Source organism: Variovorax sp. E3 (assembly GCF_016082275.1).
Classification (GTDB): Bacteria; Pseudomonadota; Gammaproteobacteria; order Burkholderiales; family Burkholderiaceae_C; genus Variovorax.
Genome location: NZ_MOWM01000020.1, coordinates 47,161 through 71,332 on the forward strand (window position 1 = coordinate 47,161; position 24,172 = coordinate 71,332).

Sequence of the window (24,172 nt, forward strand, 5' to 3'; positions counted from 1 at the left end):
TCACACAGGTCACTCTTCCACGAAGGCTTCTTCGCGCTTGGACTTGACCGCCGGCAGCAGCACGATCACCAGCAGCAGCGCCGCGGCGGCCAGCAGGCTGGCGGAGATGGGACGCGTCACGAACACGCTCCAGTCGCCACGCGACAGCAGCAGCGAACGGCGCAGGTTCTCTTCCATCATCGGCCCCAGGATGAAGCCCAGCAGCAACGGCGCAGGCTCGCAACCCAGCTTGAAGAAGGTGTAGCCCACCAGACCGAAGATGCCCACCATCCAGATGTCGAAGGTGTTGTTGTTGGTCGAGTACACGCCGATGGCGCAGAACAGCACGATCGCCGGGAACAGGTACTTGTAGGGCACCGACAGCAGCTTGATCCACATGCCGATCAGCGGCAGGTTCAGGATGATCAGCATCGCGTTGCCGATCCACATCGAGGCGATCAGGCCCCAGAACAGCTCGGGGTTGCTGGTCATCACCTGCGGGCCCGGCTGGATGTTGTGGATGGTCATGGCACCCACCATCAGCGCCATCACCGCGTTGGGCGGAATGCCCAGCGTCAGCAGCGGGATGAAGGAGGTCTGCGCACCGGCGTTGTTGGCCGACTCGGGAGCCGCCACGCCGCGGATGTTGCCCTTGCCGAAGGGCACTTCGCCCGGCTTCAGCTTGGTCTTCTTCTCGATCGTGTAGGCCGCGAAAGCCGCCAGCAGCGCACCGCCGCCGGGCAGGATGCCCAGGGCCGAACCCAGCGCCGTGCCGCGAAGCACCGCGGGGATCATGCGCTTGAAGTCTTCCTTGGTCGGGAACAGGCCCGAGACCTTGGCGGTGAACACTTCGCGTTCGTCGTCGGGGCGCGAGAGGTTGGCAATGATTTCGCCGTAGCCGAACACGCCCATGGCGATGGCCACGAAGCCGATGCCGTCGGTCAGCTCGGGAATGTCGAAGCTGTAGCGCGCCACGCCCGAGTTCACGTCGGTGCCGACCAGGCCGAGCAGGAGACCCAGCACGATCATCGCGATGGCCTTGAGCAGCGAGCCCGAAGCCAGAACCACGGCGCCGATCAGGCCCAGGATCATCAGCGAGAAGTATTCGGCTGGGCCGAACTTGAAGGCCAGCTCGGTCAGCGGCGGCGCGAACGCGGCCAGGATCAGCGTGCCCACGCAGCCCGCGAAGAACGAGCCCAGGCCGGCGGCGGCGAGCGCCGGGCCTGCACGGCCCTTGCGCGCCATCTGGTAGCCGTCGATCACGGTGACCACCGAGGACGACTCGCCCGGCAGGTTCACCAGAATCGCGGTGGTGGAGCCGCCGTACTGCGCGCCGTAGTAAATGCCGGCCAGCATGATCAGCGCCGACACGGGCGGCAGTGCATACGTGGCGGGCAGCAGCATCGCGATGGTCGCGACCGGGCCGATGCCCGGGAGCACGCCGATCAGCGTGCCCAGAATGCAGCCGACCAGGCAGTACAGCAGGTTGGTGAAGGTAAAGGCAACGCCAAAACCCATTGAAAGGTGTTCAAACAATTCCATGATGTGAGCAGCTTTCTTCTCAACCGGTGATGAAGGTCGGCCAGACCTGGATCTGGAGCTTCAGCGCCCAGATGAATGCAACGTAGCTGCCCACGGCCAGGACGGTCGAGAGAATCAGCACCTTCTTGAGATCGAACTCGCTGCCTGCGAGGCTCGAGATGATGACCAGCGCGTAGATCGCGATGATCATGCCCATGGCCGGCACGCCCATGCTCGGCAGGCCGCCGAGCAGAACGCCGAACGCGAGGTTGGCGCCCAGGATGAACACCACCTGCTTCCAGGCCCATCGGCCGATCTTTTCGCCGTCGTTGGTTTCAACGGTCAGGCGCTGAACATGATCCCCAGGCCGATCAAGGCCATCAGGATGCCGAGCATCAACGGGAAGTAACCCGGGCCCATGCGAGCGCCGTTGCCCACGCTGTAGGTGGTGGCGCCCCATGCGAACGCCACGCCCACGACAGTGAACATCAACCCCGAGAAAAAGTCTTTCTGACTTTTGATTTTCACGAACAGTCTCCTCGAACATTTTCGATGGAGGCGATTGTGAAGTCAGCTTCCGGTCAGCCCGATGTGGGTTCCACTAACCAAAGGCCTAGGGATAACCCGAAAGGCCACATGGCCCTTTTCGTGGCTATTCGAGCGGCGGCGTGGCGCTCAGCACTTCCTCGATGGTGGTCACGCCCTCGGCCACGCGCAGCGCGCCGGCCAGGCGCAGCGGCCGCATGCCGTCGATCACGGCCTGGCGGCGCAGGCCCGAGAGGTTGGGCTCCTTCGTGACCTGCGTCTTGAACGGCTCGCTGATGCTGAGCAGCTCGTACAGACCCATGCGCCCCATGTAGCCGGTCATGCGGCAATCGACGCAACCGACCGGCTTGTAGGCGCGCACCGAGCCCGTGATCTGCCACGGCTTGACGATGGTCTCCAGGCTCTCGCGCGTGACGGTGTCGTCGGGCTGCTTGCAGTGCGGGCACAGCGTGCGCACCAGCCGCTGCGCGAGCACGCCCAGCATCACCGCATTGATGAGGTACGAAGGCACGCCCAGCTCCATCAGCCGCGTGATGGCGCTGGGTGCGTCGTTGGTGTGCAGCGTGCTGAACACCAGGTGGCCGGTGAGCGCGGCCTGCACCGCCATCTCGGCGGTGGCGAGGTCGCGGATTTCGCCCACCATGATGATGTCCGGGTCCTGCCGCATCAGCGCGCGCAGGCCCTCGGTGAAACCGAAGTCCAGCTGCGGCTGCACCTGCGTCTGGTTGAACGAGGACTCGATCATTTCGATCGGGTCCTCGACCGTGCTCACGTTGACCTCTTCGGTCGCCACGCGCTTGAGCGTGGAGTACAGCGTGGTGGTCTTGCCCGAGCCCGTGGGCCCGGTCACCAGGATGATGCCGTTGGGCCGCGTGACCAGCTGCTCCCAGCGCTGCGCGTCGTGCTGAGCGAAGCCGAGCGCGTCGAGGTCTTTCACCGCCGTGTCGGGGTCGAAGATCCGCATGACCATCTTCTCGCCGAAGGCGGTCGGCAAGGTCGACAGGCGCATTTCGACTTCGTCGCCGCGCATGTTGCGGGTCTTGATGCGGCCGTCGAGCGGACGGCGCTTTTCGACCACGTCCATGCGGCCGAGCAGCTTGATGCGCGCGACCATCGCGTTCATCACGCCCATCGGCATCTGGTAGGCCGGATGCAGGATGCCGTCGATGCGAAAGCGGATCACGCCCTGCTCGCGGCGCGGCTCCAGGTGGATGTCGCTCGCGCGCTGGTCGAAAGCGTACTGCCACAGCCAGTCGACCACCTGCACCACGCTCTGGTCGTTGGCGTCGAGCTGCTTGTTGCTCTTGCCCAGCTCGACCAGCTGCTCGAAGCTCGCGCCGCCGGTGTTGCCGCCGGCCTTCTGCGCGGCGCGCACCGACTTCGCGAGCGCGAAGAACTCGGCCGTGTAGCGCTGGATGTCGGCCGGGTTGGCCACCACGCGGCGCACCGTGCGGCGCGACTGGCGCTCGACCTCGGAGATCCAGTCGGTAAGAAAAGGCTCGGCCGTGGCCACCACCACCTCGGTGGGCAGCACCTGCACCGGCAGCACCTTGTGGCGCTCGGCGTAGGCCGCGCTCATGGTGTCGGCGACCTTGCCCACGTCGACCTTGAGCGGATCGATGCGCAGGTACGTGAGCCCGGCGCGGCCCGCGAGCCATTGCGTGAGCATCTCCAGGTCGAGCGGCTTGTTGTCGCTCTCGCGCGTCATGGCGACGTTGGCCAGGCGCACCAGCGGTGCCTGGCGGCTCTCGGCCTGCGCGCAGCGCGCGATGGTGCGCTTGGCCTCGACCGGGGAGATCACGCCGTCGGCAGCCAGCCATTCGATCAGGCGCCGCAGGTCGAGCGGGCCTTCGTGGCGGGTGGCCGAAAGTGCGGGAGCGGAAGCAGCAGGAACAGCGCTCATGAACCGGTTCAGGTGAGAGAAGTAGTCAAAGGTTTGAACACCCGCAGCCACTTGGGCGCGGGCAGGCCCCAGCGAGTCTGGATCGTTTGCGCGCGCTCGGCAAGCGCCTCGCGCTTGGGACGGCTCGGCGTGCGCTGCGCGAGCACCACCGTGTTGCCTTCGCGCGTCGGCTTGAAGGCCCACACCGCGTTCGCGCCGAATGCGCCGGCGATTTTTTCGAGGCTGCGCTCGTAGCTCGACGAGCGGCCGAAAAGGTTGACGGTCATGCAACCGTCATCAGTGAGCAGCGCGCGGCAGTCGGCATAGAAGTCTTCGCTGTCGAGCACGGGCGCGGCGGCCTCGTGGTCGTACAGGTCGACCTGCAGCGCATCGACGGTGCCGTGCCATTCGGGCTTGCGGATTTCGGCCGCGGCATCGGCGATGACCACGCGCAGCTTCGGGTCGTCGGGCGGCAGCTTGAACCAGCCGCGGCAGGCCGACACCACCTGCGGATTGAGCTCGATCGCGGTGGTGCGCATGCGCAGGATCTTGCGGCTGAACTTGGTGAGCGTGGCCGCGCCCAGGCCCAGTTGCATCGCGTGCCGGCTGGCCACGGTCTTGCCGTCGGCGAACAGCAGCCAGGCCATCATGCGCTGCACATATTCGAGCTCGATCTCGAAGGGCGCGTCGATCTTCATCGAGCCCTGGACCCACTCGGTGCCCAGGTGCAGATAGCGGATATCGCCCCAGTCGGAAAAATTGACTTCGGGAAGAAGAACGGGAGTTTTGCTCGATGCCATCAGGAGACTAAATGGTGGGCGACAAGAACCTCGCGCCAGGCCGCGAGCTTGCGCTCGAAGCTCCACGACGCATTGGCGGGGCTGGTGGAAGGCAGCGAATAGACCGGCACGCCCAGGGTGCGCGTGTGGCGCGCGTGCTTGAAGCTCTCGCCGCCGTTGTGGGCAATGGCCGCGAGCCTGGGCAGATGCAGGCCGGCGATGTCGTTCGCCACGGGCGCGCGAATGGCCGAGTCGAGGCTGCCCTCGCGCTCGCAGGCGCCGTACACGTCCCACACGCCCAGGCCGCGCGCGAGCAGCCACTGGCAACGCGGGCCATAGCTGTCGGGGCCCGAGGGAAGGGGAATGTCGGGCCACACGGCTTGCAGGATCTTCCAGAACTGGTTTTGGGGGTGTGCATAGTACTGCTGCCGCTCAAGCGACTTGACCCCGGGAAAGCTGCCGAGGACGAGCACGGCGGTGGCCGGCGAGACCAGGGGCGCCAGGCCCGTGAGCACGGCGCCGGGGGCGGCATCGGATGCGGCGTGAGTCTTCATGGGCGGTATCGTGCCACCGCCCCGAATGACCCCGCGCGCGCCCGTGCCGATCAGCGCGAGAAGTAGAGCCCGCTGAACGCCGGCACGCTGCGCTCGGGAAAGCCCGGCAGGTAGAGCGAGCGCTCCAGCACCTGCCACTGGTCGCGCAGGACGTAGCCGCGCGCCTCGATCTCCTCGATGAAGCGCCGGCGGTTGTAGACGTGCATCGGCGCGAAGCAGCCGGCACCGATGTTCTGCGCGGTGATGTAGTCCTCGCCGTCATGGAGCGGGAGCTTGTTCAGCAGCACATGCCGCGGACGAACCGCGCAGTGGCGAAGCAGGTCACCGGGTCGCGCATCCTCGAAGTAATGCAGGGAGCCGGCGGCGATCCAGATGTCTTCGCCGCCACCCAGTGCCTGCGCCAGGTCTTCCGAAAAGCTCAGTCCGACGGCCTCGGCGTGCGCGGCCACCTCCCGCCCGATCGAGGCAATGGCCGGCACCTCGACAACGTGCCAGGACAAGCCCGCGGGCATCTGGAAATAGCGGCGATAGGCATGGAAGTGCACGCCCACCGAGCCGCCGATGTCGAGCACCCGGGTGGAGCCGTCCCCGAACGCGCGCTCGAGCCACCACATCACGGGGTAGTCGTAGGCAAAGACCTTCTTCGTGCGGACGTCCACGTATTCGGCCGCCAGGGCCGCGTGGTCGAACTCCGGGCTGGCTGGCAGTTGTTCCCGCGCCTGCGCGAAGCTTTCGAACAACCCGAAGTAGCTGCCGAAACCAGCCTCGGAAAAGAACTGCTGGCGACGCCATCGCAGCAACGCCGGCCGGGTGATCGGCCCCTCGAGAATTTGCCGTACGACTTGCGAGGCGCTGGCGTAGGTCATTTCCTTTTCCATCCTTTCGACTGGAAGCGGACCCACTCAACATAGCGCGATCACCTGACTGCAAGCCCACCATCGCCCGGCCGGCGAACAGGCATGAAAAAACCCGCCGAAGCGGGTTCTTTCGTGAAGGCCGGAACAGGTCCGGGCCGGCTTGCTGCCTTACTTCTTGGCGGCTTCGTTCTCGCGGTGCCGGGAATCTTCTCGCCGATGCCTTGCCGGTGGAGCGCATGCCGTCGGCCGTCTTGTGGCCGGCGTTTTCAACGGCTTCGCCGGTCTTGGCGGCGGCGTTCTTGGTGGCGGTGGTGGCCTTCTTGGTGGTGCGCTTGGTGGCGTTCCATGCCTTCTTGGTGCCCTTTTCGGTGGCGTTCACGGCCTTCTTGGTCGTGCGCTTGGTGGCATCGTAGGCGTCCTTGCCGGCTTCCTTCACCTTCTCGGTGGTGCTGGGCTCGGCGGCTGCCGGCGCTGCGGCGGGTGCGGGTGCCGGGGTCTGCGCCACGGCCGACACGCCGATGGAGGCGAGCGCCAGCGCGAGGACGACGGGCATGGTGCGGATGAAAGACGTGGTCATGTAAAGACTCCTTGTTGGATGAAGTTTTGGAAGTGACTGACTTGCCACTGGTCTAGCAACGAACTTGTGAACCTCAAGGATGACAGCAAATTTGCAACCTCCGCACACACGAACGCAGGTCGGGGCTTTGGCCTACGCGGGGTGCGGCGCGCGTTCCGACAAGGCCATCAGACTTTGGAGCCGCGGCAGCGTCTGGAGCGCGTTGCGCGTGGTGGCCGCGGCCAGCTCGTCGATGCCGATGCCCCGCAGCCCGGCCACCACTTCGGCGATGCGCGGCAGCTCGCCGGGCTCGTTGCGGCCCTGCGCCTGGCCGGCGTCGCGCTGGGCCTGCGTGCGGTAGAGCCAGTGCGGCTGGATGTCGGGCGCGTCGGTCTCCATCACGATCGCGTCGATCGGCAGCGTCGTTGCCAGCCGCCGCAGTTGCAGGGCGCGCTCGAAGGTCACCGCGCCGCCGAAGCCCAGCCGCAGCCCGATGTCGATGCAGGCATGCGCCTGCTGCTCGCTGCCGTTGAAGGCATGCGCGATGCCTTGCCACGGCTTGCCGCCCGCCGTCTGCCGCAGATGCTTGAGCACCTTGTCGACCGAGCGCCGCACATGGATGAGGATGGGTAACCCGTGCTTGCGTGCCAGTTGCAACTGAGTGTGAAAAAACCGCTCCTGCTTCTCGCCGTCCAGCCCTTCGACGAAGTAGTCGAGCCCGATCTCGCCGACCGCCACCAGCCGCGGGTCGTCGCGCCGCGCGCTCAGTTCGGCGTCGAGCGTGGCCAGGTCGCGTCGGTGGCCTGGCCGGTGCACAGCGGATGAATGCCCAGCGCGTACGCGTCGCCTTGCGCATGGGCCAGTTCGCGCACGGCCTGGAAATTGAAGGCCGCCACCGCCGGGATCACGCACATCGCCACGCCGCGTTCGGCCGCGCGGGCGCGGATGGCGGGCATTTCGGCGCCGAATTCGGACGCGTCCAGGTGGCAGTGGGTATCGACGAAGGTAGCCATCGCACGATGATGCCCGAAGGGATGCACAGGCGCGGAAAGCGTGCTACTGTGAACTCCTTCACGCGATATTCTTTGCCGGAGGTGCTCCGATGCGCAGGCCAGGTGTCTACAGCCATTCGCCCCGCACGCTGCCACCGGCCGCAGACGATGCGGCCGATCAGGCGGACGCGCCCGCATCGCCCGAAGCAGCCGGCGAAGGCCGCGTCGCAACGCCCCCTCCCGCCAAGGCCCGCTGGCAACCCGGTCGCGGCAGCTTCGCAAGCCTTGTCGTGCTGTGCGCCGCGCTGGTCACCGGCACCGCCCTGTGGGCCCCCCGCCCGGGCGGCAAGGCCCTCACCCAGAAAGACATCGACGCGGCCGTGCTGCGCACGCTGCAGACCAACACCCTGCCCTCGCCCGCGGCCAAGGCGGCCGACATCATCCGGCCCTCGGTGGTGCGCGTGGTGAGCTACGGCGAAGAGAAGAACACCCCCGAGGCCAAGACCCAGAAGCGCGGCCGCAACATGGCCAAGGGCAAGCCGCCCGAAGCACCGAACGACGGCGGCCCCGCCGGCGAGGTCGAACGCGGCGTGGGCACCGGCGTGGTGATCGTCGACAAGGGCGTGATCCTCACCAACCTGCACGTGGTCGCGGGCGCGACAAGATCAAGGTCACCTTCTTCGACGGCCTGGAGGCCGTGGCCACCGTCACCGGCGTGCAGCCCGAGAACGACCTTGCCGTGCTGCAGGCCCAGAAGGTGCCCGATGACCTGATTCCCGCCACCATGCGCTCCACCGCCGACCTGCGCTCGGGCGACCAGGTGGCGGCCGTGGGCTTTCCGTTCGGCATCGGGCCGTCGGTGTCGGCGGGCGTGGTGTCGGGCCTGAAGCGCTCGTTCCGCTCGCCCGAGGGCAAACAGGAGCTGGGCAACCTGATCCAGTTCGACGCCGCCGCCAACCCCGGCAACTCGGGCGGCCCGCTCATCAACATGGACGGCGAGGTGCTGGGCATCGTCACCGCCATCCTCAACCCGACGCAGCAGCGCACCTTCATCGGCATCGGCTTCGCGGTGCCCATCGAGAACGCCGCGTCGGCCGCCGGTTCGCCCCCGTTCTGATCCTTCTTCGAAAGCCCTTCGCATGAGCACAGAGACCGCAGTCCCCACGCCCGCCGGCACCGCCGAACTGATGGAGCAGATCCTCTACGAGGTCAAGCGCGTGGTCGTCGGGCAAGACCGCTTCCTGGAGCGCGTGATGGTCGCCATGCTCGCGGGCGGGCACCTGCTGGTCGAAGGCGTGCCGGGGCTGGCGAAGACGCTCACCATCAAGACGCTGGCCGACACCGTGCGCGGCCAGTTCAAGCGCATCCAGTTCACGCCCGACCTGGTGCCGGCCGACCTGGTGGGCACGCGCATCTACAACCAGAAGACCGGCGAGTTCAGCACCTCGCTGGGCCCGGTGTTCGCCAACCTGCTGCTGGCCGACGAAATCAACCGCGCGCCGGCCAAGGTGCAGAGCGCGCTGCTCGAAGTGATGCAGGAGCGCCAGGTCACCATCGCTGGCGAGACGCACAAGGTGCCGCGCCCGTTCCTCGTGATGGCCACGCAGAACCCCATCGAGACCGAAGGCACCTACCCGCTGCCCGAGGCGCAGGTCGACCGCTTCATGATGAAGGTCATGGTCGACTACCCGAGCGACGAGGAAGAGTTCGTCATCGTGCAGCGCGTGATCGGCCCGGCCGTGGCCGCCTCGCCCGTGGCCACCACCGAGCAGCTCGCCGAGCTGCAGGCCGAAGCCCGGCGCGTGTATGTCGACCCCTCGCTGATCCAGTACGCGGTGAAGCTGGTGTCGGCCACGCGCACGCCCGAGAAGCACGGCCTGAAGGACCTGCGCCGCTTCATCACCTTCGGCGCCAGCCGCGCGCCAGCATCAGCCTGACCGAAGGCGCGCGCGCCCTGGCGCTGCTGCGCGGGCGCAGCTACGCGCTGCCCGAGGACATGACCGCGCTGGTGCCCGACGTGCTGCGCCACCGCGTGACGCTGTCCTACGAAGGCCTGTCCGAAGGCCTCACGCCCGACAGCCTGGTCGACAAGATCATGCGCGCGGTCCCCGCCCCACCCAAGCCGCTCGAGCATGAAAAGCTGGTGGCGTAAGGCCCCCGAGGCCGCGAACGACGAACGGCTTGCCACGGCGGCCGGCGGGGCCGAACGCGCGCTGCGCCGGCTCGAGTGGACCGTGATCCGCCGCCTCGACGGCCTGCTGCAGGGCGACTACCGCACGCTGATGCGCGGCACCGGCCTGGACCTGGCCGACCTGCGCGAGTACCAGCACCACGACGACGTGCGCCACATCGACTGGAACGTCACCGCGCGGCTGCAGACGCCGCATGTGCGCGTGTTCACCGAAGACCGCGAAATGGCCGCGTGGTTCGTGCTCGACCTGAGCCGCTCGGTCGACTTCGGCTCGGGCCTGAAGGCCAAGCGCGAAATCTCGGCCGGCTTCGTCGGCGTGCTCGCGCGGCTGCTCACGCGGCACGGCAACCGGGTGGGCGCGCTGGTCTACGGCAACGACCTCGAGGCCGTGATCCCGCCGCGCAGCGGTCGCCGGCACGTGCTGCAGCTGCTGCACGCCATGGACAAGCGCGCCGGCAAGGCCGACAGCGCGCCGCTGCAAAAGGGCATGACGCGCCTGGACGACATGCTCAAGTCGGCGGCCACGCTGATGCCGCGCCGCTCCACGGTGTTCGTGGTGTCCGACTTTTTGAGCGAGCCCGGCTGGGAGCGGCCGCTGGGTCAGCTGGTGCAGCGCCACGAAGTGATCGCCGTGCGCCTGTTCGACCCGCTCGAACTCGAGTTGCCCGACCTGGGCCTGGTGCCGCTGCGCGACGCCGAAACCGGCGAGCAGCTGTGGGTCGACACGCACGACGCGGGTTTTCGCAAGCGCTTTGCCCGCCTGGCGGCCGAGCGCGAAAACGCTCTGCGCAGCGCGCTGGCCAAGGCCGGTGTCGACGCGCTGGAGCTCTCGACCAACGACGACCTGGTGGAAGCCATCGTTCGTTTCGCCGATCTGCGCAAGCGCCGCACGCGCATCGGCCTGGCAGGCATGAAGGCGGTGGCAGCATGACTTTTCTCTGGCCTCAATTTCTCTGGCTGCTGGCGGCGCTGCCGCTGCTGGTGCTGCTGTACCTCTGGCTGATCCGCCGCAAGAAGAAGCTGGCGGTGCGCTACGCGAGCCTGTCGATCGTGCGCGAGGCCATGGGCACCGGGCAGACGCTGCGGCGCCACATTCCGCCCGCGCTGTTCCTGCTGGCCATGGCCGCGATGCTGGTCGCCGCCGCCCGGCCGATGGCGGTGGTGGTGCTGCCGTCGAACCAGCAGACCATCATCCTGGCGATGGACGTGTCGGGCAGCATGCGCGCGGCCGACGTGCTGCCCAACCGGCTGGTGGCGGCGCAGGAGGCCGCCAAGAGCTTCATCAAGGACCTGCCGCGCAGCGTGAAGGTGGGCGTGGTGGCCTTCGCGGGCAGCGCGCAGGTGGCGCAATTGCCCACCACCAACCACGAAGACCTGGTAACCGCGATCGACAGCTTCCAGCTGCAGCGCGCCACCGCCACGGGCAACGCCATCGTGGTGTCGCTGGCCACGCTGTTCCCCGACGCGGGGCTCGATGTGGAGCAGTTCAGCGCGCCGAGCCGCCAGCGCGGCACGGCCATCGACCAGTCGGAGAAAAAGCTCAAGGACTTCACACCCGTGGCGCCCGGCTCGTTCACCTCGGCCGCCATCATCATGCTGACCGACGGCCAGCGCACCACCGGCGTCGACCCGCTCGATGCCGCCAAGGCCGCGGCCGACCGGGGCGTGCGCATCTACACGGTGGGCGTGGGCACGGTGGACGGCGAGACCATCGGCTTCGAGGGCTGGTCGATGCGCGTGCGGCTGGACGAAGACACGCTCAAGGCCATCGCGCAGAAGACCAACGCCGAGTACTTCTACGCCGGCACCGCGAACGACCTGAAGAAGGTCTACGAGACGCTGAGCACCAAGCTCACGGTGGAGAAGAAGGAAACCGAAATCTCCGCGCTGTTCGCGCTCGGCGCGGCGGTGCTCACGCTGCTGTCGGCGGGGCTGTCGCTGCTGTGGTTCAACCGCATCCTCTGAGGAAGGCGGGCGCCTAGGCGCGGGACGCCAGGCCTTCGAGGCCGGTGCGCACGCTCTCCAGGATTTCTTCCGACAGCGCCTTGTCGTCCATTGCGCGCGACAGCACCACGCCGCCCAGCATGGCGGCCAGCATCAGCATCGTGTCGGCGCGCGCCGCCTTCTTCGAGCGCCACGGAAAGTGCCGCGTGAAGCGTTCCACCGTGGCCTTGAAGTGCGCCGTGAGCGACGCCGACAGGCCCGGCTCGCGCCCCGTCTGCTCGGCGAATGCCGCCATCAGGCAGCCCTGGGCGCGGTCGTCGCGGTGGTCGGCGCTGAGGTAGGCGCGCATGTAGTCGCGCATGCCCTCGGGCGTTTCGGCCACGCTGTCGAGCTGGGCCAGCGCGGCGGACGAGGCATGGTCGATGCACTCGGCCATCAGCGCTTCTTTCGACGCGAAGTGGTTGTAGAAGGGCCCGTGCGTGAGGCCCGTGGCTTTCATGATCTCGGCCACGCTCACGCCGCCGAAGCCGCGCGCCTTGAACAGGCGCGAGGCCTCATCGAGGATTCGTGTGTGCTTTTCAGCCGTTTCCGCCGCGGGATACCGCATCTGACCTCTCCTTGGTTCCGGGTACTTCAAGCCCCTGCTTGACACCATTCATGATAACCATCATGCTTCGCGACATCAAACATGATGATCATCATGCTTGAAGCCAACCCCCGCTTTTTCTTGAATGGAATCGACATGAGCACACAAGCACACCCCGGCACCGCCGTCGTCACGGGCGCATCGGCCGGCCTCGGCAAGATCTACGCGGACCGCCTGGCCCGGCGCGGCCACGACCTGCTGCTGGTCGCGCGACGCGGCGACCGGCTCGAAGAAGTGGCCACCGCCCTGCGCGCCGCATACGGCGTGAAAGTGCAGACGCTGGTGGCCGACCTCGGCGCGCCCGCCGACCTGGAGCGCGTGGCCCATGCCGTGGCCGCCGACCCGGCGATCACGCTGCTGGTCAACAACGCCGGCACCTCGACGCTGGCCCCGGTCGCGCAGACCTCGGCCGCGCAGCTGCAGTCGATGCTCGACGTGAACATCCAGGCCCTCGCCCGCCTGAGCCATGCGGTGCTGCCCGCCTTCAAGGCGCGCAACCGCGGCACGCTGGTCAACGTCGGCTCGGTGCTGGGCTTTCACACGCTACCGATCAGCAGCATCTACAGCGGCACCAAGGCCTTCGTGCTGGCGTTCACGCGCGGCCTGCAGGACGAGGTGGCGGGCACCGACGTGAAGGTGCAGCTGGTGCTGCCGGCGGCCACGGCCACCGACATCTGGGAGCTGTCGGGCGTGCCGGTGTCGAACCTGGCCGAAGGCACGGTCATGGCGGCCGAGCAGTGCGTGGACGCGGCGCTGGCCGGGCTCGACCTGGGCGAGGCGATCACGATGCGTCGGTCGACGAGGCGGCGCTGCTCGCCAGCTTCACCGACGCCAGCGCCAAGCTGTTCACCGGCTCGCAGCGCGGCAAACCGGCCGCGCGCTACGCGACCGCAGCCTGAGCCCCCGCTCCCGGCCCGCGCCGTTTCCCCAGCCCTCAAGGCCGCCACCAGGCGGCCTTTTTGCATTGGCAATGCAGATTCGTCACGGGTAATTCCGCATCGCAGCCGCCGTGGCCTGCGATTTAATTCGACAGTCGCACAAAAGAAATCGCCCTCTATGGAAGCCCGACTGATCGCGGCCCGGGCGGCCGTCCGGCATGCGCCACATCAACATTCAGGGAGGCCTGCTCCATATGGGAAGTGAGTTTCTGCGCGCCGCCAGCGGCTGGCTCCTCGCGCGCACGCCTGCCGCCGATCCACGCAGCACCGATCCGGCCCCGTGAACCACGTGCTCGTCCACCCCGGCCACCCCGGCCATGCCAGCCCGCTGGCCACGATCCTCGACGTGGCGGCCGCCGCCGGCGTTTCGGGCAGCACCGTCTCGCGCGCCTGAAGAACCAGCGCGGCCCTTCGGAACAGACGCGGCGCCTGATCCGCCAGATCGCGCGCGAGATCGGCTACAACGCCACCCGCCTGCGCAACACCAAGGGCTGGCGCCTGGTCTTCATGGTGCACAGCCAGCACAGCGACACGCACACCCGGCCTTCGCTCGATCCGTTCTTCGCGGACGTGCTCCAAGGCACCCGCAGGCCTGCCGCGAACACGGCATCAAGGTCACGCTGATGACCTGCGGACCGACCGACCGCACCTGCGAGACGCTGCGCCTGCACGAGCCCGACATGATCCTGGCGGCCGGCCATTTCGAGACCGAGGTGCTCGACATGGTCGCGCAGCTGGAGCTGCCGATGGCGCTGATCGATTTCTCGCTGCGCGACCTGCCCTCGGTCACGCCCGACAACGCCGACGGCGGCTACCAGGCCACGCGCCACCTGCTGGACATCGGGCGCCGGCGTATCGCCTTCATCTCGGGCGCGCCCGCGCACGCGAGCATCCTGGAGCGCGCGCGCGGCTACCGCCGGGCGCTGTTCGAGGCCGGCATGCTGGCCGACCCCGAGCTGGAGGTCGCGCCGCCGCTGGGCCAGGCGCGCGACGAAGGCCCCGCCATGGCGATGCAGCAGCTGCTGCGCCTGCGCGAGCCGCCCGACGCCGTGTTCGCCTACAACGACCGGGCCGCGCTCGCGGCCATCGACACCTGCGTGGCCGCGGGCCTGCGGGTGCCGCAAGACATCGCGATCGTGGGTTTCGACGACCTGCAGGCCGCCGCGCAGTCGCACACGCCGCTCACCACCCTGCGGGTGGATCGCCAGCGGCTGGGCCGCATGGGCCTCGAGCTGGCCATGCAGGGCAGCTCCATGCCGCGCCTGAACACGCTGCCGGTGGAACTGGTGGTGCGCCAGAGCACGGTCGCCGCCAGCCCCGTGGTGTCGGCCCTGACCCCGCCACTCAGGCTGCCGGAGCGTCCTCGCGAGGCGCAGGCGACCTGACCGCGCCGATGCCGCCCAGGAACAGGTCGGCCACGATCGGCGCCATGGCCGCGTGGTCGAGCGGACCGTCGGGCTTCATCCAGGTGAACATCCAGTTGATCATGCCGAACAGCAGCATGGTCAGCGGCTTGGCGAGGTCGTCGCTCGGCGCGCCGGGCCGCAGCGCCGACACCGCGCGCGCAAAGCCCGCGACCACCTCGCGCTCCTTGTCGAGCACGCGCTCGCGGTCGGCCTCTTCGAGAAAGCGCACGTCGTCGGTCAGCACCCGGTGCGCGTCCTGTGCGCCCGCGTATTCCTCGACGATGCGGTAGATGAAGCGGCGCAGGCGCTGTTCGTCGGTGTGCGTCGACGCTTCTTCCTCGGCCACCAGCGCCGCCAGCTTGGACACGTGCGTCTCGGCGATGCTGATCAGCAGGCTGCTCTTGTCCTTGTAGTAGTGGTAGAGCGTGGCCTTGGACAGGCCGCAGGCCTCGGCCACCTGGTTCATCGAGGTGGCCGGATAGCCGCTGCGCGCGAACAGCTGGGCGGCCTGCGCGAGGATCAGTTCGCGCTGGTCGTCGTAGGTGGCGGATCTTCCACGCGGCATCGGTTCTTGTTCCTGGGTTGGTCGGTTGAAGGCAACGGGCGATCTTGCACGAAGCGCAAGGGGCGCCGTCAGCCGCGCTTGGTGGCGATGAGCGAGCGCACGTCGGTGGCCGGCAGGCGCGGGCGCTGCGCTTCCACCTGCGCGAGCGGCGTCACTTCGTGCAGGCTCGCGAGGCTGCGCACCGTGAGCGCCTGGTAGGTCTGCGTACCTTCGAGCTTCCAGGCGATCTCGTCGTCGCTCAGTTCGCGCTTCACCTTGGCCGGAATGCCCGCCACCAGCGAGCGCGCCGGCACCTTCATGCCGGCCGGCACGAAGGCGCAGGCCGCGACGATGGCCTTCTCGCCGATCTCGGCCTCGTCCATCACCACCGCGTTCATGCCCACCAGCGCGTCGCGCCGCACGATGCAGCTGTGCAGGATCGCGCCGTGGCCGATGTGGCCGTTGACCTCGATCACCGTGTCGTTCTCGGGAAAGCCGTGCACGCAGCAGTGGTCCTGCACGTTCGAGCCCTCCTGCAGCACGATGCGGCCGAAGTCGCCGCGCAGGCTGGCGCACGGGCCCACATAGCAGTGGGGGCCGACGATCACGTCGCCGATCAGCACGGCCGTGGGGTGCACGTACGCGCTCGGGTCGACGACCGGGATCACGCCGTCGATGGAATAGCTGGGCATTCGGTCTCCTTCTTTTTCGGGTCTCAGGGTTTGCCCTGAACCCACCCCGCTTGTGCAGGAATGGAGGTCGATCCTAAAATCAACCGAACGGTCGGTCAATAGTGTTTGCACGCCGAACCGCTCCCACGAAGGATGAAAGAGACACGCCATGACTGAGCCTTTGGTACTCACCAGCAACGCCGGCGCCGTGCGCACGTTGAGCCTGAACCGCCCCGCGGCGCTCAACAGCTTCACGACGGAACTGCACGCGGCATTGATGGCCGAGCTCGAATCGGCGGCGCAAGACGAGCGCGTGCGCTGCGTGGTGCTCACCGGCGCGGCCGCGCCTTCTGCGCCGGCCAGGACCTGGCCGACCCGTCGGTCGCGCCCGACCCGACACCCGGCGCCGCGCCCAAGGACTTGGGCCACGTCATCTCCGCTTACTACGCCCCGCTCGTCGCGCGCCTGCGCTCGATGCCGGTGCCCGTCATCGCCGCCGTCAACGGCGTGGCCGCCGGCGCGGGCGCCAACCTGGCGCTGTGCTGCGACCTCGTGGTGGCCGGCCGCTCGGCCAGCTTCATCCAGGCCTTCACCAAGATCGGCCTGGTGCCGGACACCGGCGGCACCTGGCTGCTGCCCCGCCTCGTGGGCCCGGCGCGCGCGCTGGGCATCGCGATGCTCGGCGACAAGCTGCCGGCCGAAGAAGCGGCTCGCATCGGCCTGATCTGGCAGTGCGTGGACGACGCGGCGCTGACGGACACCACCGCGGCCCTCGCACTCAAGCTGGCCGGCATGCCCACCCGCGCCCTCGTCGCCACGCGCCAGGCCATGGCCGCCGCGCAGGACATGGACCTGGGCACGGCCCTGGCCGAAGAAGCCCGCATCCAACGCGAGATGGGCAATGCCGACGACTACCGCGAAGGCGTCGAAGCCTTCCGCGCCAAGCGCGCCCCCGTCTTCAAGGACCGCTGACCCATGACCGAGACCACCCCACAACGCACGCCGCAGCAGACGGCCGAGTACGTCCGCGACGGCATGCTCGCCAACGACAACGCCACGCAGGGCCTGGGCATGCGCATCGTCGAGGTCGGCCCCGGCCAGGCCACCATCGAGATGCCCGTGCGCGCCGACATGCTCAACGGCCACGCCACCTGCCACGGCGGCTTCATGGCCACGCTGGCCGATTCGACCTTCGCCTTTGCCTGCAACTCGTACAACGAGCTGACCGTGGCCTCGGGCTTCTCGATCGACTTCATCGCCCCCGCGCGCGAGGGCGACCTGCTCACCGCGCGCTGCCACGAAGTGTCGAAGGCCGGGCGCACCGGCGTGTACGACACCGAAATCACCAACCAGCGCGGCGAGCGCATCGCGATGTTCCGCGGCCGCTCGTACACGGCCAAGGGCCGCCCCGCCGTCGCCGCCTGAGGAGCCCCGAGAACCATGACAGTCCAACGCCCCGCCCCCGGCGAACTCGAGCCCATCGAGACCGCCAGCCGCGACGAAATCGCGGCGCTGCAACTCACCCGCCTGCGCGCCACGCTGCAGCGCGCCTACGACAACGTGGCGCACTACCGCAAGGCCTTCGACGCCAAGGGCGTGCACCCGAACGATTTGAAGTCGCTGGCCGACCTGTCGAAGTTCCCGTTCACGGTGAAGAGCGACCTGCGCGACAACTACCCCTTCGGCATGTTCGCCGTGCCGCGCGAGAAGGTGGCCCGCATCCACGCCTCGTCGGGCACCACCGGCAAGCCGACCGTGGTCGGCTACACGCTGAAGGACATCGACACCTGGGCCGACCTGGTCGCGCGCTCCATCCGCGCCGCGGGCGGACGCGCCGGCGACATGATCCACGTGTCGTACGGCTACGGCTTGTTCACGGGCGGGCTGGGCGCGCACTACGGCGCCGAGCGCGCGGGCTGCACCGTCATCCCGATGTCGGGCGGCCAGACCGAGAAGCAGGTGCAGCTGATCCAGGACTTCAAGCCGAACATCATCATGGTCACGCCCAGCTACATGCAGGTGATCATCGAGCAGTTCGAGCGCCAGGGCCTCGACGCCAAGGACAGCTCGCTCAAGCTCGGCATCTTCGGCGCCGAGCCGTGGACCGAAGCCATGCGCCGCGACATCGAGGCCAAGGCCGGCATCGACGCGGTCGACATCTACGGCCTGAGCGAGGTGATGGGCCCCGGCGTGGCCAGCGAATGCGTCGAGAGCAAGGACGGCCCCGTCATCTGGGAAGACCACTTCTACCCCGAGATCATCGACCCCGAAACCGGCGAGCTGAAGGCCGACGGCGAAGAAGGCGAGCTGGTGTTCACCTCGCTGAGCAAGGAAGCCATGCCCATCGTGCGCTACCGCACGCGCGACCTCACGCGCCTGCTGCCGCCCACCTCGCGCTCGTTCCGCCGCATGGGCAAGATCGTCGGGCGCAGCGACGACATGATGATCATCCGCGGCGTCAACGTCTTCCCCACGCAGGTGGAAGAGATCGTGCTCGCGCACAAGGCGCTGTCGGGTCTTTATCAGGTGCACGTGAGCCGCACCGACAAGCTCGACCAGGTCGAGGTGCACTGCGAACTCAACCCCGCCGACGCCGCCTCGGCCGACCGCGCCGCCATCGGCGACTGGGTACAGCACCGCGTGAAGACGCTCATCGGCATTTCCACGCAGGTGGTGGTTCACGCACCCAACGAGATGGAACGCACCCAGACCGGCAAGGCCCGCCGCGTGATCGACACGCGCCCGCGCTGACCGGCCCCTCACACCCCACCGAAAGGACACGCACATGTACACCCAGGCAATGGACACCATGGGCAAGGACGCTGGCGACGGCAAGAAGAAAGCCGTTCGCTCCGCCGAGGAGATGAAGCTCGAAGAGCGCTTCGACGCCCACATCGACGCGGGCGATTTCATCGAGGCCAAGGACTGGATGCCCGAGCACTACCGCAAGACGCTGGTGCGCCAGATCAGCCAGCACGCGCACTCGGAAATCGTGGGCATGCTGCCCGAGGGCAACTGGATCAGCCGCGCGCCCACGCTCAAGCGCAAGGCGATCCTGCTGGCCAAGGTGCAGGACGAAGGCGGCCACGGCCTCTACCTGTACGCCGCCGCCGAGACGCTGGGCACCTCGCGCGACCAGATGTTCGACGCGCTGCACACCGGCAAGGCCAAGTACAGCTCGATCTTCAACTACCCCACGCTGACCTGGGCCGACATGGGGACCATCGGCTGGCTGGTCGACGGCGCGGCCATCATGAACCAGGTGCCGATCTGCCGCTGCTCTTACGCCCCGTACGCACGCGCCATGATCCGCATCTGCCGCGAGGAGAGCTTCCACCAGCGCCAGGGCTATGAAGCCCTGCTGACGATGATGACCCACGGCACCGACGCGCAGAAGGCGATGGTGCAGGACGCGGTGAACCGCTGGTGGTGGCCCTCGATCATGATGTTCGGCCCGCCCGACGACCAGTCGCCCAACAGTGCGCAGTCGATGCGCTGGGGCATCAAGCGTTTCAGCAACGACGAGCTGCGCCAGAAGTTCATCGACGCCGCCGTCGAACAAGCCGCCATCCTCGGCGTGACCTTGCCCGACCCCGACCTGAAGTGGAACGAGGAGCGCCAGGCGCACGACTTCGGCGCCATCGACTGGAGCGAGTTCTGGCGCGTGATCGGCGGCGACGGCCCGTGCAACCGCGAGCGGCTGCAGGCCCGCGTGGACGCCTGGGAAGACGGCGCATGGGTGCGCGAAGCCGCCATGGCCCATGCCAACAAACAACCGATGAAGGAGGCCGCATGAGCGCCGACAACAGCAAACAAGAGTGGCCCCTGTGGGAAGTGTTCGTGCGCAGCAAGGCGGGCCTGGACCACAAGCATTGCGGCAGCCTGCACGCCGCCGATTCGAAGATGGCGATCCAGATGGCGCGCGACGTGTACACGCGCCGCCAGGAAGGCAGCAGCATCTGGGTGGTGCGCTCGGAGCAGATCGTGGCGAGCGATCCGGCGGACAAGGACATGTTCTTCGATCCGGCGGAAGACAAGGTCTACCGCCATCCGACGTTCTACGCGCTGCCGAAGTCTGTCGACCATATGTAGCCATGGGAACGCTGCTGCTGGTCCTTGGTCGGCATGGAAGGCATTCGGGGGGCGCCCACGCCGACGGCGTGCTCTGCTCCGCGAATGTCCCCCGCCCTTCGGGCCCCTCCTTTATTTCGCTGCGCAGAGCACACCATCGACGTGAGCGTTATTCGGAGCCGTCGTTGATCGGCGCGCACCAGCAGCGTGCCCAGGTGCACAGGGCACTGGGTACTCCCCGCAGCGAAATAAAGGAGGAGGGGCGCAGCCCCGGGGGACATTCGCGGAGGGGAGTACCCGGTGTCCTGTGCACAAGCCCTGAACAGCAGCGCCCCAAAAAGAGCCCCTCGAACATCACAAGCAACCCGCGACACAACGCGCGTTGGAGCCACTGAAATGCAAGCATCGATCGAACTGAACCGAACACCCGCCGTGCAGTACCTGCTGCGCATCGGCGACACCTGCCTGGTGCTTTCGCAGCGCCTCGGGGAATGGTGCGGCCACGCGCCCGTGCTGGAAGAAGACATCGCGATGGCCAACATCGCGCTCGACCTCGTCGGCCAGGCACGCGCGCTGCTCACGCACGCCGGTAAGCTCGAAGGCGAAGGCCGCGAGCACGACGAAGACCAGCTGGCCTACCTGCGCGAAGAGCGCGACTACTTCAACCTCACCATTGCCGAACTACCGCGCGGCGACTTCGCGTTTGCCGTGGTGCGCAACACCATGGTGGCCACGCTGCTCAAGCTGCTGTGGCAACGGCTGGCCGCGTCGAGCGATGCCGAAGTGGCCGCCATCGCCGGCAAGGCCGTGAAGGAAGCGCGCTACCACCAGCAGCACTCGGGCGATTGGGTGGTGCGGCTGGGCGACGGCACCGACGAATCGCGCCGCCGCATCGAGAAAGCGCTCAAGCAGCTGTGGCTCTACATGCCCGAGCTGTTCGAGAGCGACGCGGTCGACGCCGAAGCCAGCGCCAGCGGCCTCGGCCCGGCATGGAGCGAGCTGCGCGAACCGTGGCTGGCCGACATGCAGCAGGTGTTCGACGCCGCCGGCCTCCAGATGCCGAAGGAAGCCGCGTTCCGCAGCACCGGCAAGCAGGGCGTGCACAGCGAACACATGGGCTACATCCTGGCCGAGATGCAGCACCTGCAGCGCAGCTTTCCCGGAGGCGTGTGGTGACCACCGCCACCGCCGGGCTCATGACCACGGCTTCGCGCATCGACGCCGCCTGGGCCGTGCTGCACACCGTGCTCGACCCCGAGGTGCCGGCCGTGTCGGTGTGCGACCTGGGCATCGTGCGCGACGTGATCGAACACGACGACGGGCTGGAGATCGTGCTCACGCCGACCTACTCCGGCTGCCCCGCCACCGAGGCGATCGAGCACGACGTGCTGGCCGCGATCGAGAAGGCCGGCCTCGGCCATGCCCGCGCCAGCCTGCGCCGCGCGCCCGCGTGGTCGAGCGACTGGATCAGCGACGAAGGCCGCGCCAAGCTCAAGGCCTACGGCATCGCGCCGCCGGCGCACCTCACGCCCGAAGTCGCGGCCAACACCGCGATGCCGATCAAGCTCTTCGGCCGCATCGCCGGCGAGCGCATCGCCTGCCCGCGCTGCGCGAGCGAACGCACCGAGCGGCTGTCGGCCTTCGGCTCCACCGCCTGCAAGGCGCTGTACCGCTGCATGGCCTGCCGCGAACCTTTCGAACATTTCAAGCCTATCTGAGGCACCCCACGATGAGCACCCTCTTCCATCCCTTGCGCGTGAAGGCCATCGAGCCCGACACGGCCGAGGCCGTCATCGTCTCGTTCGAGGTGCCGGCCGACCTGCAGGAAGTCTTCGGCTTCACGCAGGGCCAGTACCTCACCTTGCGACATGACATCGACGGCCAGGACCTGCGCCGCTCCTATTCGATCTGCGCCGGCCTGGACGACAACGAGCTGCGCGTCGGCGTGCGCAAGGTGCGCGGCGGCGTGTTCTCCAACTGGATCAACGCCAGCCTGCAGCCCGGCGACACCCTGCAGGTGATGGCGCCGCAGGGCCGCTTCTTCGTGCCGATCGAGCCTTCCTCGGCGCGGCACCACGTCGGCATTGCCGGCGGCAGCGGCATCACGCCGATCCTGTCGATCATGAAGACGGTGCTGGCGCGCGAGCCCGCGAGCCGCTTCACGCTGATCTACGGCAACCGCCAGCTCCAGTCCACGATGTTCAAGGAAGAAATCGAGGACCTGAAGAACCGCTACATGACGCGGCTCGTGCTGCAGCACGTGTTCTCCGACGAGCACACCGACTCGCCGCTGGGCTTCGGCGTGATGAACCGCGAGAAGATCGGCGAGTTCCTGCAAGGCATGGTGCCGGCCGCGCGCATCGACCACGTGTACGTGTGCGGCCCGTTCCAGATGAACGACGAGGCCGAGGCCGCGCTGCTCGCGGCCGGCGTGCCCGAGGAGCGCATCCACATCGAGCGCTTCGGCGTGGCGCTGCCCTCGGCCACGCAGGTGGGCGCGGTGGTGCACGAGGCGCAGCCGGGCGATGCCAAGCAGTCGCGCATCACCATCGTGCGCGACGGCCTGCAGCGCGAGATCACGTTCACCGAAGGCCAGCCGAGCATCCTCGACGCGGCGTCGGCGGCGGGGCTCGAAGTGCCGTTTTCTTGCACCTCCGGGGTCTGCGGCACCTGCCGCGCCAAGTGCGTGGACGGGGAAGTCCGCATGGAAAGAAACTTCGCGCTCGACAAGAATGAGGTGGCCGCGGGTTTCGTATTGACCTGCCAGGCCCACCCCCTTACTGAACGCGTCACGCTGTCTTTCGACGAGCGCTGATAGATACTTCAGGCCTCAATCTTTTTTCAACCCGGAGACAAGTCCAAATGAAATTCTTCAAGCCCTTGCTGATTGCCGCGCTGTGCGCCAGCGCCACCGCAACCTGGGCCGACGTCAATGTCGGCGTGACGGTCTCGGCCACCGGCCCGGCCGCCTCGCTCGGCATTCCCGAGAAGAACACCATCTCGCTGATGCCCAAGACCATCGCGGGCCAGAAGATCAACTACATCGTGCTGGACGACGCCTCGGACACCACCGCCGCCGTGGCCAACACGCGCAAGCTCATCGCCGAGAACAAGGTCGACATCGTGCTGGGCTCGACCACCACGCCCAACTCGCTGGCCATGATCGACGTGGTCAGCGAAGCCAAGACGCCGATGATCTCCATCGCCGCGTCGGCCCGCATCATCGAGCCGATGGACGCCAAGAAGAAGTGGGTGTTCAAGACGCCGCAGAACGACATCATGATGTCGCTGGCCATTGCCGAGCACATGGCCGCCAACGGCGTGAAGACCGTCGCCTTCATCGGCTTCTCCGACGCCTACGGCGAAGGCTGGTCGGAAGAATTCGCCAAGGCCGCGGCGCTGAAGAAGATCACCGTGGTCGCCAACGAGCGCTACTCGCGCACCGACACCTCGGTGACCGGCCAGGCGCTGAAGATCATGGCCTCCAAGGCCGACGCCGTGCTGGTCGCGGGCTCGGGCACCCCGGCCGCGCTGCCACAGAAGACGCTCAAGGAACGCGGCTACACCGGCAAGATGTACCAGACCCACGGCGTGGCGAACGCCGACTTCCTGCGCGTGGGCGGCAAGGACGTGGAAGGCACCTTCCTGCCCGCCGGCCCCGTGCTCGTGGCCGAACAGCTGCCGGCCAGCAACCCGGTGAAGAAGTCGGCGCTGGCTTACGTCGCCGCCTACGAAGCCGCCTACGGCAAGGGCACCGTGTCGACCTTCGGCGCGCACGCCTGGGACGCCGGCCTGCTGATGACCTCGGCCGTGCCCGTCGCGCTGAAGAAGGCGCAACCCGGCACGCCGGAATTCCGCGCCGCGCTGCGCGATGCGCTCGAGCAGGTCAAGGAAGTGTCGGGCGCGCACGGCGTGTTCAGCATGACCGAGAAAGACCACCTGGGCCTGGACCAGCGCGCCCGCGTGATGGTGAAGATCGAAAACAACGCCTGGAAATATCAACCCTGACGGCGTTTCTCCCTCCCCTCCCGGGGGAGGGCCGGGGTGGGGGCAAGCGGCGTTCGATGAAGCACTGCGCCGAACGAGCCGCGCCCC

Annotated in this window: 21 protein-coding genes and 6 pseudogenes; 17 read left to right on the forward strand and 10 right to left on the reverse strand. The window is 67.8% G+C overall.

Going from position 1 to position 24,172, the window contains the following annotated elements:
* Positions 1 to 9: 9 nt before the first annotated feature.
* From BMG07_RS10170 to BMG07_RS10195, 6 genes and pseudogenes are all read right to left on the reverse strand, one after another.
* Positions 10 to 1,521 (reverse strand): tripartite tricarboxylate transporter permease, encoded by a 1,512-nt coding sequence (locus BMG07_RS10170; RefSeq protein WP_198084462.1) that lies wholly within the window; start codon positions 1,519 to 1,521, stop codon positions 10 to 12.
* A 19-nt stretch (positions 1,522 to 1,540) separates the two neighbouring features.
* Positions 1,541 to 2,028 (reverse strand): annotated as a pseudogene (locus BMG07_RS10175) (tripartite tricarboxylate transporter TctB family protein).
* A 124-nt stretch (positions 2,029 to 2,152) separates the two neighbouring features.
* On the reverse strand, positions 2,153 to 3,949 hold the full coding sequence (locus tag BMG07_RS10180) for a GspE/PulE family protein (protein WP_198084463.1): 1,797 nt from the start codon (positions 3,947 to 3,949) through the stop codon (positions 2,153 to 2,155).
* A gap of 8 nt (positions 3,950 to 3,957) precedes the next feature.
* The gene (locus tag BMG07_RS10185) at positions 3,958 to 4,728 is read right to left on the reverse strand and encodes a spermidine synthase (protein ID WP_198084464.1); all 771 of its coding nucleotides are present in this window, start codon (positions 4,726 to 4,728) and stop codon (positions 3,958 to 3,960) included.
* A complete protein-coding gene (locus BMG07_RS10190; RefSeq protein ID WP_198084465.1) occupies positions 4,728 to 5,261 on the reverse strand; it encodes a DNA-deoxyinosine glycosylase in 534 nt (177 codons plus the stop codon). Before BMG07_RS10190 ends, BMG07_RS10185 begins: the two co-directional genes overlap by 1 nt.
* Before the next feature lie 50 nt (positions 5,262 to 5,311).
* Positions 5,312 to 6,127 carry a methyltransferase, TIGR04325 family gene (locus BMG07_RS10195; RefSeq protein ID WP_198084466.1) on the reverse strand — a complete coding sequence of 272 codons (816 nt, stop codon included), beginning with the start codon at positions 6,125 to 6,127 and terminating at the stop codon, positions 5,312 to 5,314.
* A 227-nt stretch (positions 6,128 to 6,354) separates the two neighbouring features.
* Here BMG07_RS10195 and BMG07_RS10200 point away from each other — a divergent pair, with 227 nt between their 5' ends.
* A complete protein-coding gene (locus BMG07_RS10200) occupies positions 6,355 to 6,531 on the forward strand; it encodes a hypothetical protein (RefSeq protein WP_198084467.1) in 177 nt (58 codons plus the stop codon).
* A 6-nt stretch (positions 6,532 to 6,537) separates the two neighbouring features.
* A complete protein-coding gene (locus tag BMG07_RS10205; protein ID WP_198084468.1) occupies positions 6,538 to 6,699 on the forward strand; it encodes a hypothetical protein in 162 nt (53 codons plus the stop codon).
* 128 nt (positions 6,700 to 6,827) lie between these two features.
* On the opposite strand, the pseudogene BMG07_RS10210 reads toward BMG07_RS10205, so the two are convergent.
* Positions 6,828 to 7,687: pseudogene (locus BMG07_RS10210) on the reverse strand (TatD family hydrolase).
* Positions 7,688 to 7,776: 89 nt separating this feature from the next.
* Between BMG07_RS10210 and BMG07_RS10215 the strand changes: the two are divergent.
* The 4 genes and pseudogenes from BMG07_RS10215 (at position 7,777) to BMG07_RS10230 (ending at position 11,822) form a co-directional block, all read left to right on the forward strand.
* A pseudogene (locus BMG07_RS10215) lies at positions 7,777 to 8,783 on the forward strand (S1C family serine protease).
* 22 nt (positions 8,784 to 8,805) lie between these two features.
* Positions 8,806 to 9,818: pseudogene (locus tag BMG07_RS10220) on the forward strand (AAA family ATPase).
* Positions 9,799 to 10,788 (forward strand): DUF58 domain-containing protein, encoded by a 990-nt coding sequence (locus BMG07_RS10225; RefSeq protein WP_198084469.1) that lies wholly within the window; start codon positions 9,799 to 9,801, stop codon positions 10,786 to 10,788. Before BMG07_RS10220 ends, BMG07_RS10225 begins: the two are co-directional and overlap by 20 nt.
* Positions 10,785 to 11,822, forward strand: a complete 1,038-nt coding sequence (locus tag BMG07_RS10230) for a VWA domain-containing protein (protein WP_198084470.1) — start codon at positions 10,785 to 10,787, stop codon at positions 11,820 to 11,822. Before BMG07_RS10225 ends, BMG07_RS10230 begins: the two co-directional genes overlap by 4 nt.
* A 13-nt stretch (positions 11,823 to 11,835) precedes the next feature.
* Here BMG07_RS10230 and BMG07_RS10235 read toward each other — a convergent pair whose 3' ends face one another.
* Positions 11,836 to 12,408: a TetR/AcrR family transcriptional regulator gene (locus tag BMG07_RS10235; protein ID WP_198084471.1), complete on the reverse strand. Its 573-nt coding sequence runs from the start codon at positions 12,406 to 12,408 to the stop codon at positions 11,836 to 11,838.
* A gap of 135 nt (positions 12,409 to 12,543) precedes the next feature.
* On the opposite strand from BMG07_RS10235, the gene BMG07_RS10240 reads away from it, so the two are divergent.
* Positions 12,544 to 13,590, forward strand: coding sequence for an SDR family oxidoreductase (locus BMG07_RS10240; protein WP_307866926.1), 1,047 nt, complete (start codon positions 12,544 to 12,546; stop codon positions 13,588 to 13,590).
* A gap of 123 nt (positions 13,591 to 13,713) precedes the next feature.
* A pseudogene (locus BMG07_RS10245) lies at positions 13,714 to 14,770 on the forward strand (LacI family DNA-binding transcriptional regulator).
* On the opposite strand, the gene BMG07_RS10250 reads toward BMG07_RS10245, so the two are convergent.
* Positions 14,730 to 15,356: a TetR/AcrR family transcriptional regulator gene (locus BMG07_RS10250; protein WP_198084472.1), complete on the reverse strand. Its 627-nt coding sequence runs from the start codon at positions 15,354 to 15,356 to the stop codon at positions 14,730 to 14,732. The pseudogene BMG07_RS10245 and the gene BMG07_RS10250 sit on opposite strands and share 41 nt — an antisense overlap.
* Before the next feature lie 68 nt (positions 15,357 to 15,424).
* Positions 15,425 to 16,027, reverse strand: coding sequence for a phenylacetic acid degradation protein PaaY (locus BMG07_RS10255; protein WP_198084473.1), 603 nt, complete (start codon positions 16,025 to 16,027; stop codon positions 15,425 to 15,427).
* A gap of 148 nt (positions 16,028 to 16,175) precedes the next feature.
* Between BMG07_RS10255 and BMG07_RS10260 the strand changes: the two are divergent.
* From BMG07_RS10260 to BMG07_RS10300, 9 genes and pseudogenes are all read left to right on the forward strand, one after another.
* Positions 16,176 to 16,978 (forward strand): annotated as a pseudogene (locus BMG07_RS10260) (enoyl-CoA hydratase-related protein).
* A 3-nt stretch (positions 16,979 to 16,981) separates the two neighbouring features.
* Entirely contained in the window at positions 16,982 to 17,431 is a 450-nt protein-coding gene (gene paaI / locus BMG07_RS10265) for a hydroxyphenylacetyl-CoA thioesterase PaaI (protein WP_198084474.1), read from the forward strand.
* Positions 17,432 to 17,446: 15 nt separating this feature from the next.
* The gene (gene paaK, locus BMG07_RS10270) at positions 17,447 to 18,757 is read left to right on the forward strand and encodes a phenylacetate--CoA ligase PaaK (RefSeq protein WP_198084475.1); all 1,311 of its coding nucleotides are present in this window, start codon (positions 17,447 to 17,449) and stop codon (positions 18,755 to 18,757) included.
* Positions 18,758 to 18,791: 34 nt separating this feature from the next.
* Positions 18,792 to 19,802: a 1,2-phenylacetyl-CoA epoxidase subunit PaaA gene (gene paaA / locus BMG07_RS10275; RefSeq protein ID WP_198084476.1), complete on the forward strand. Its 1,011-nt coding sequence runs from the start codon at positions 18,792 to 18,794 to the stop codon at positions 19,800 to 19,802.
* Complete coding sequence (gene paaB / locus BMG07_RS10280; protein WP_198084477.1) at positions 19,799 to 20,098, forward strand: 1,2-phenylacetyl-CoA epoxidase subunit PaaB; 300 nt, start codon at positions 19,799 to 19,801, stop codon at positions 20,096 to 20,098. Before paaA ends, paaB begins: the two co-directional genes overlap by 4 nt.
* 375 nt (positions 20,099 to 20,473) lie before the next feature.
* Positions 20,474 to 21,253 (forward strand): 1,2-phenylacetyl-CoA epoxidase subunit PaaC, encoded by a 780-nt coding sequence (gene paaC / locus BMG07_RS10285; protein WP_198084478.1) that lies wholly within the window; start codon positions 20,474 to 20,476, stop codon positions 21,251 to 21,253.
* 20 nt (positions 21,254 to 21,273) lie between these two features.
* Positions 21,274 to 21,795, forward strand: a complete 522-nt coding sequence (gene paaD / locus BMG07_RS10290; protein WP_198084482.1) for a 1,2-phenylacetyl-CoA epoxidase subunit PaaD — start codon at positions 21,274 to 21,276, stop codon at positions 21,793 to 21,795.
* Between the two features lie 11 nt (positions 21,796 to 21,806).
* Positions 21,807 to 22,892 carry a 1,2-phenylacetyl-CoA epoxidase subunit PaaE gene (gene paaE / locus BMG07_RS10295; protein ID WP_198084479.1) on the forward strand — a complete coding sequence of 362 codons (1,086 nt, stop codon included), beginning with the start codon at positions 21,807 to 21,809 and terminating at the stop codon, positions 22,890 to 22,892.
* A 47-nt stretch (positions 22,893 to 22,939) separates the two neighbouring features.
* Positions 22,940 to 24,085: an ABC transporter substrate-binding protein gene (locus BMG07_RS10300; protein WP_198084480.1), complete on the forward strand. Its 1,146-nt coding sequence runs from the start codon at positions 22,940 to 22,942 to the stop codon at positions 24,083 to 24,085.
* Positions 24,086 to 24,172: the final 87 nt, after the last annotated feature.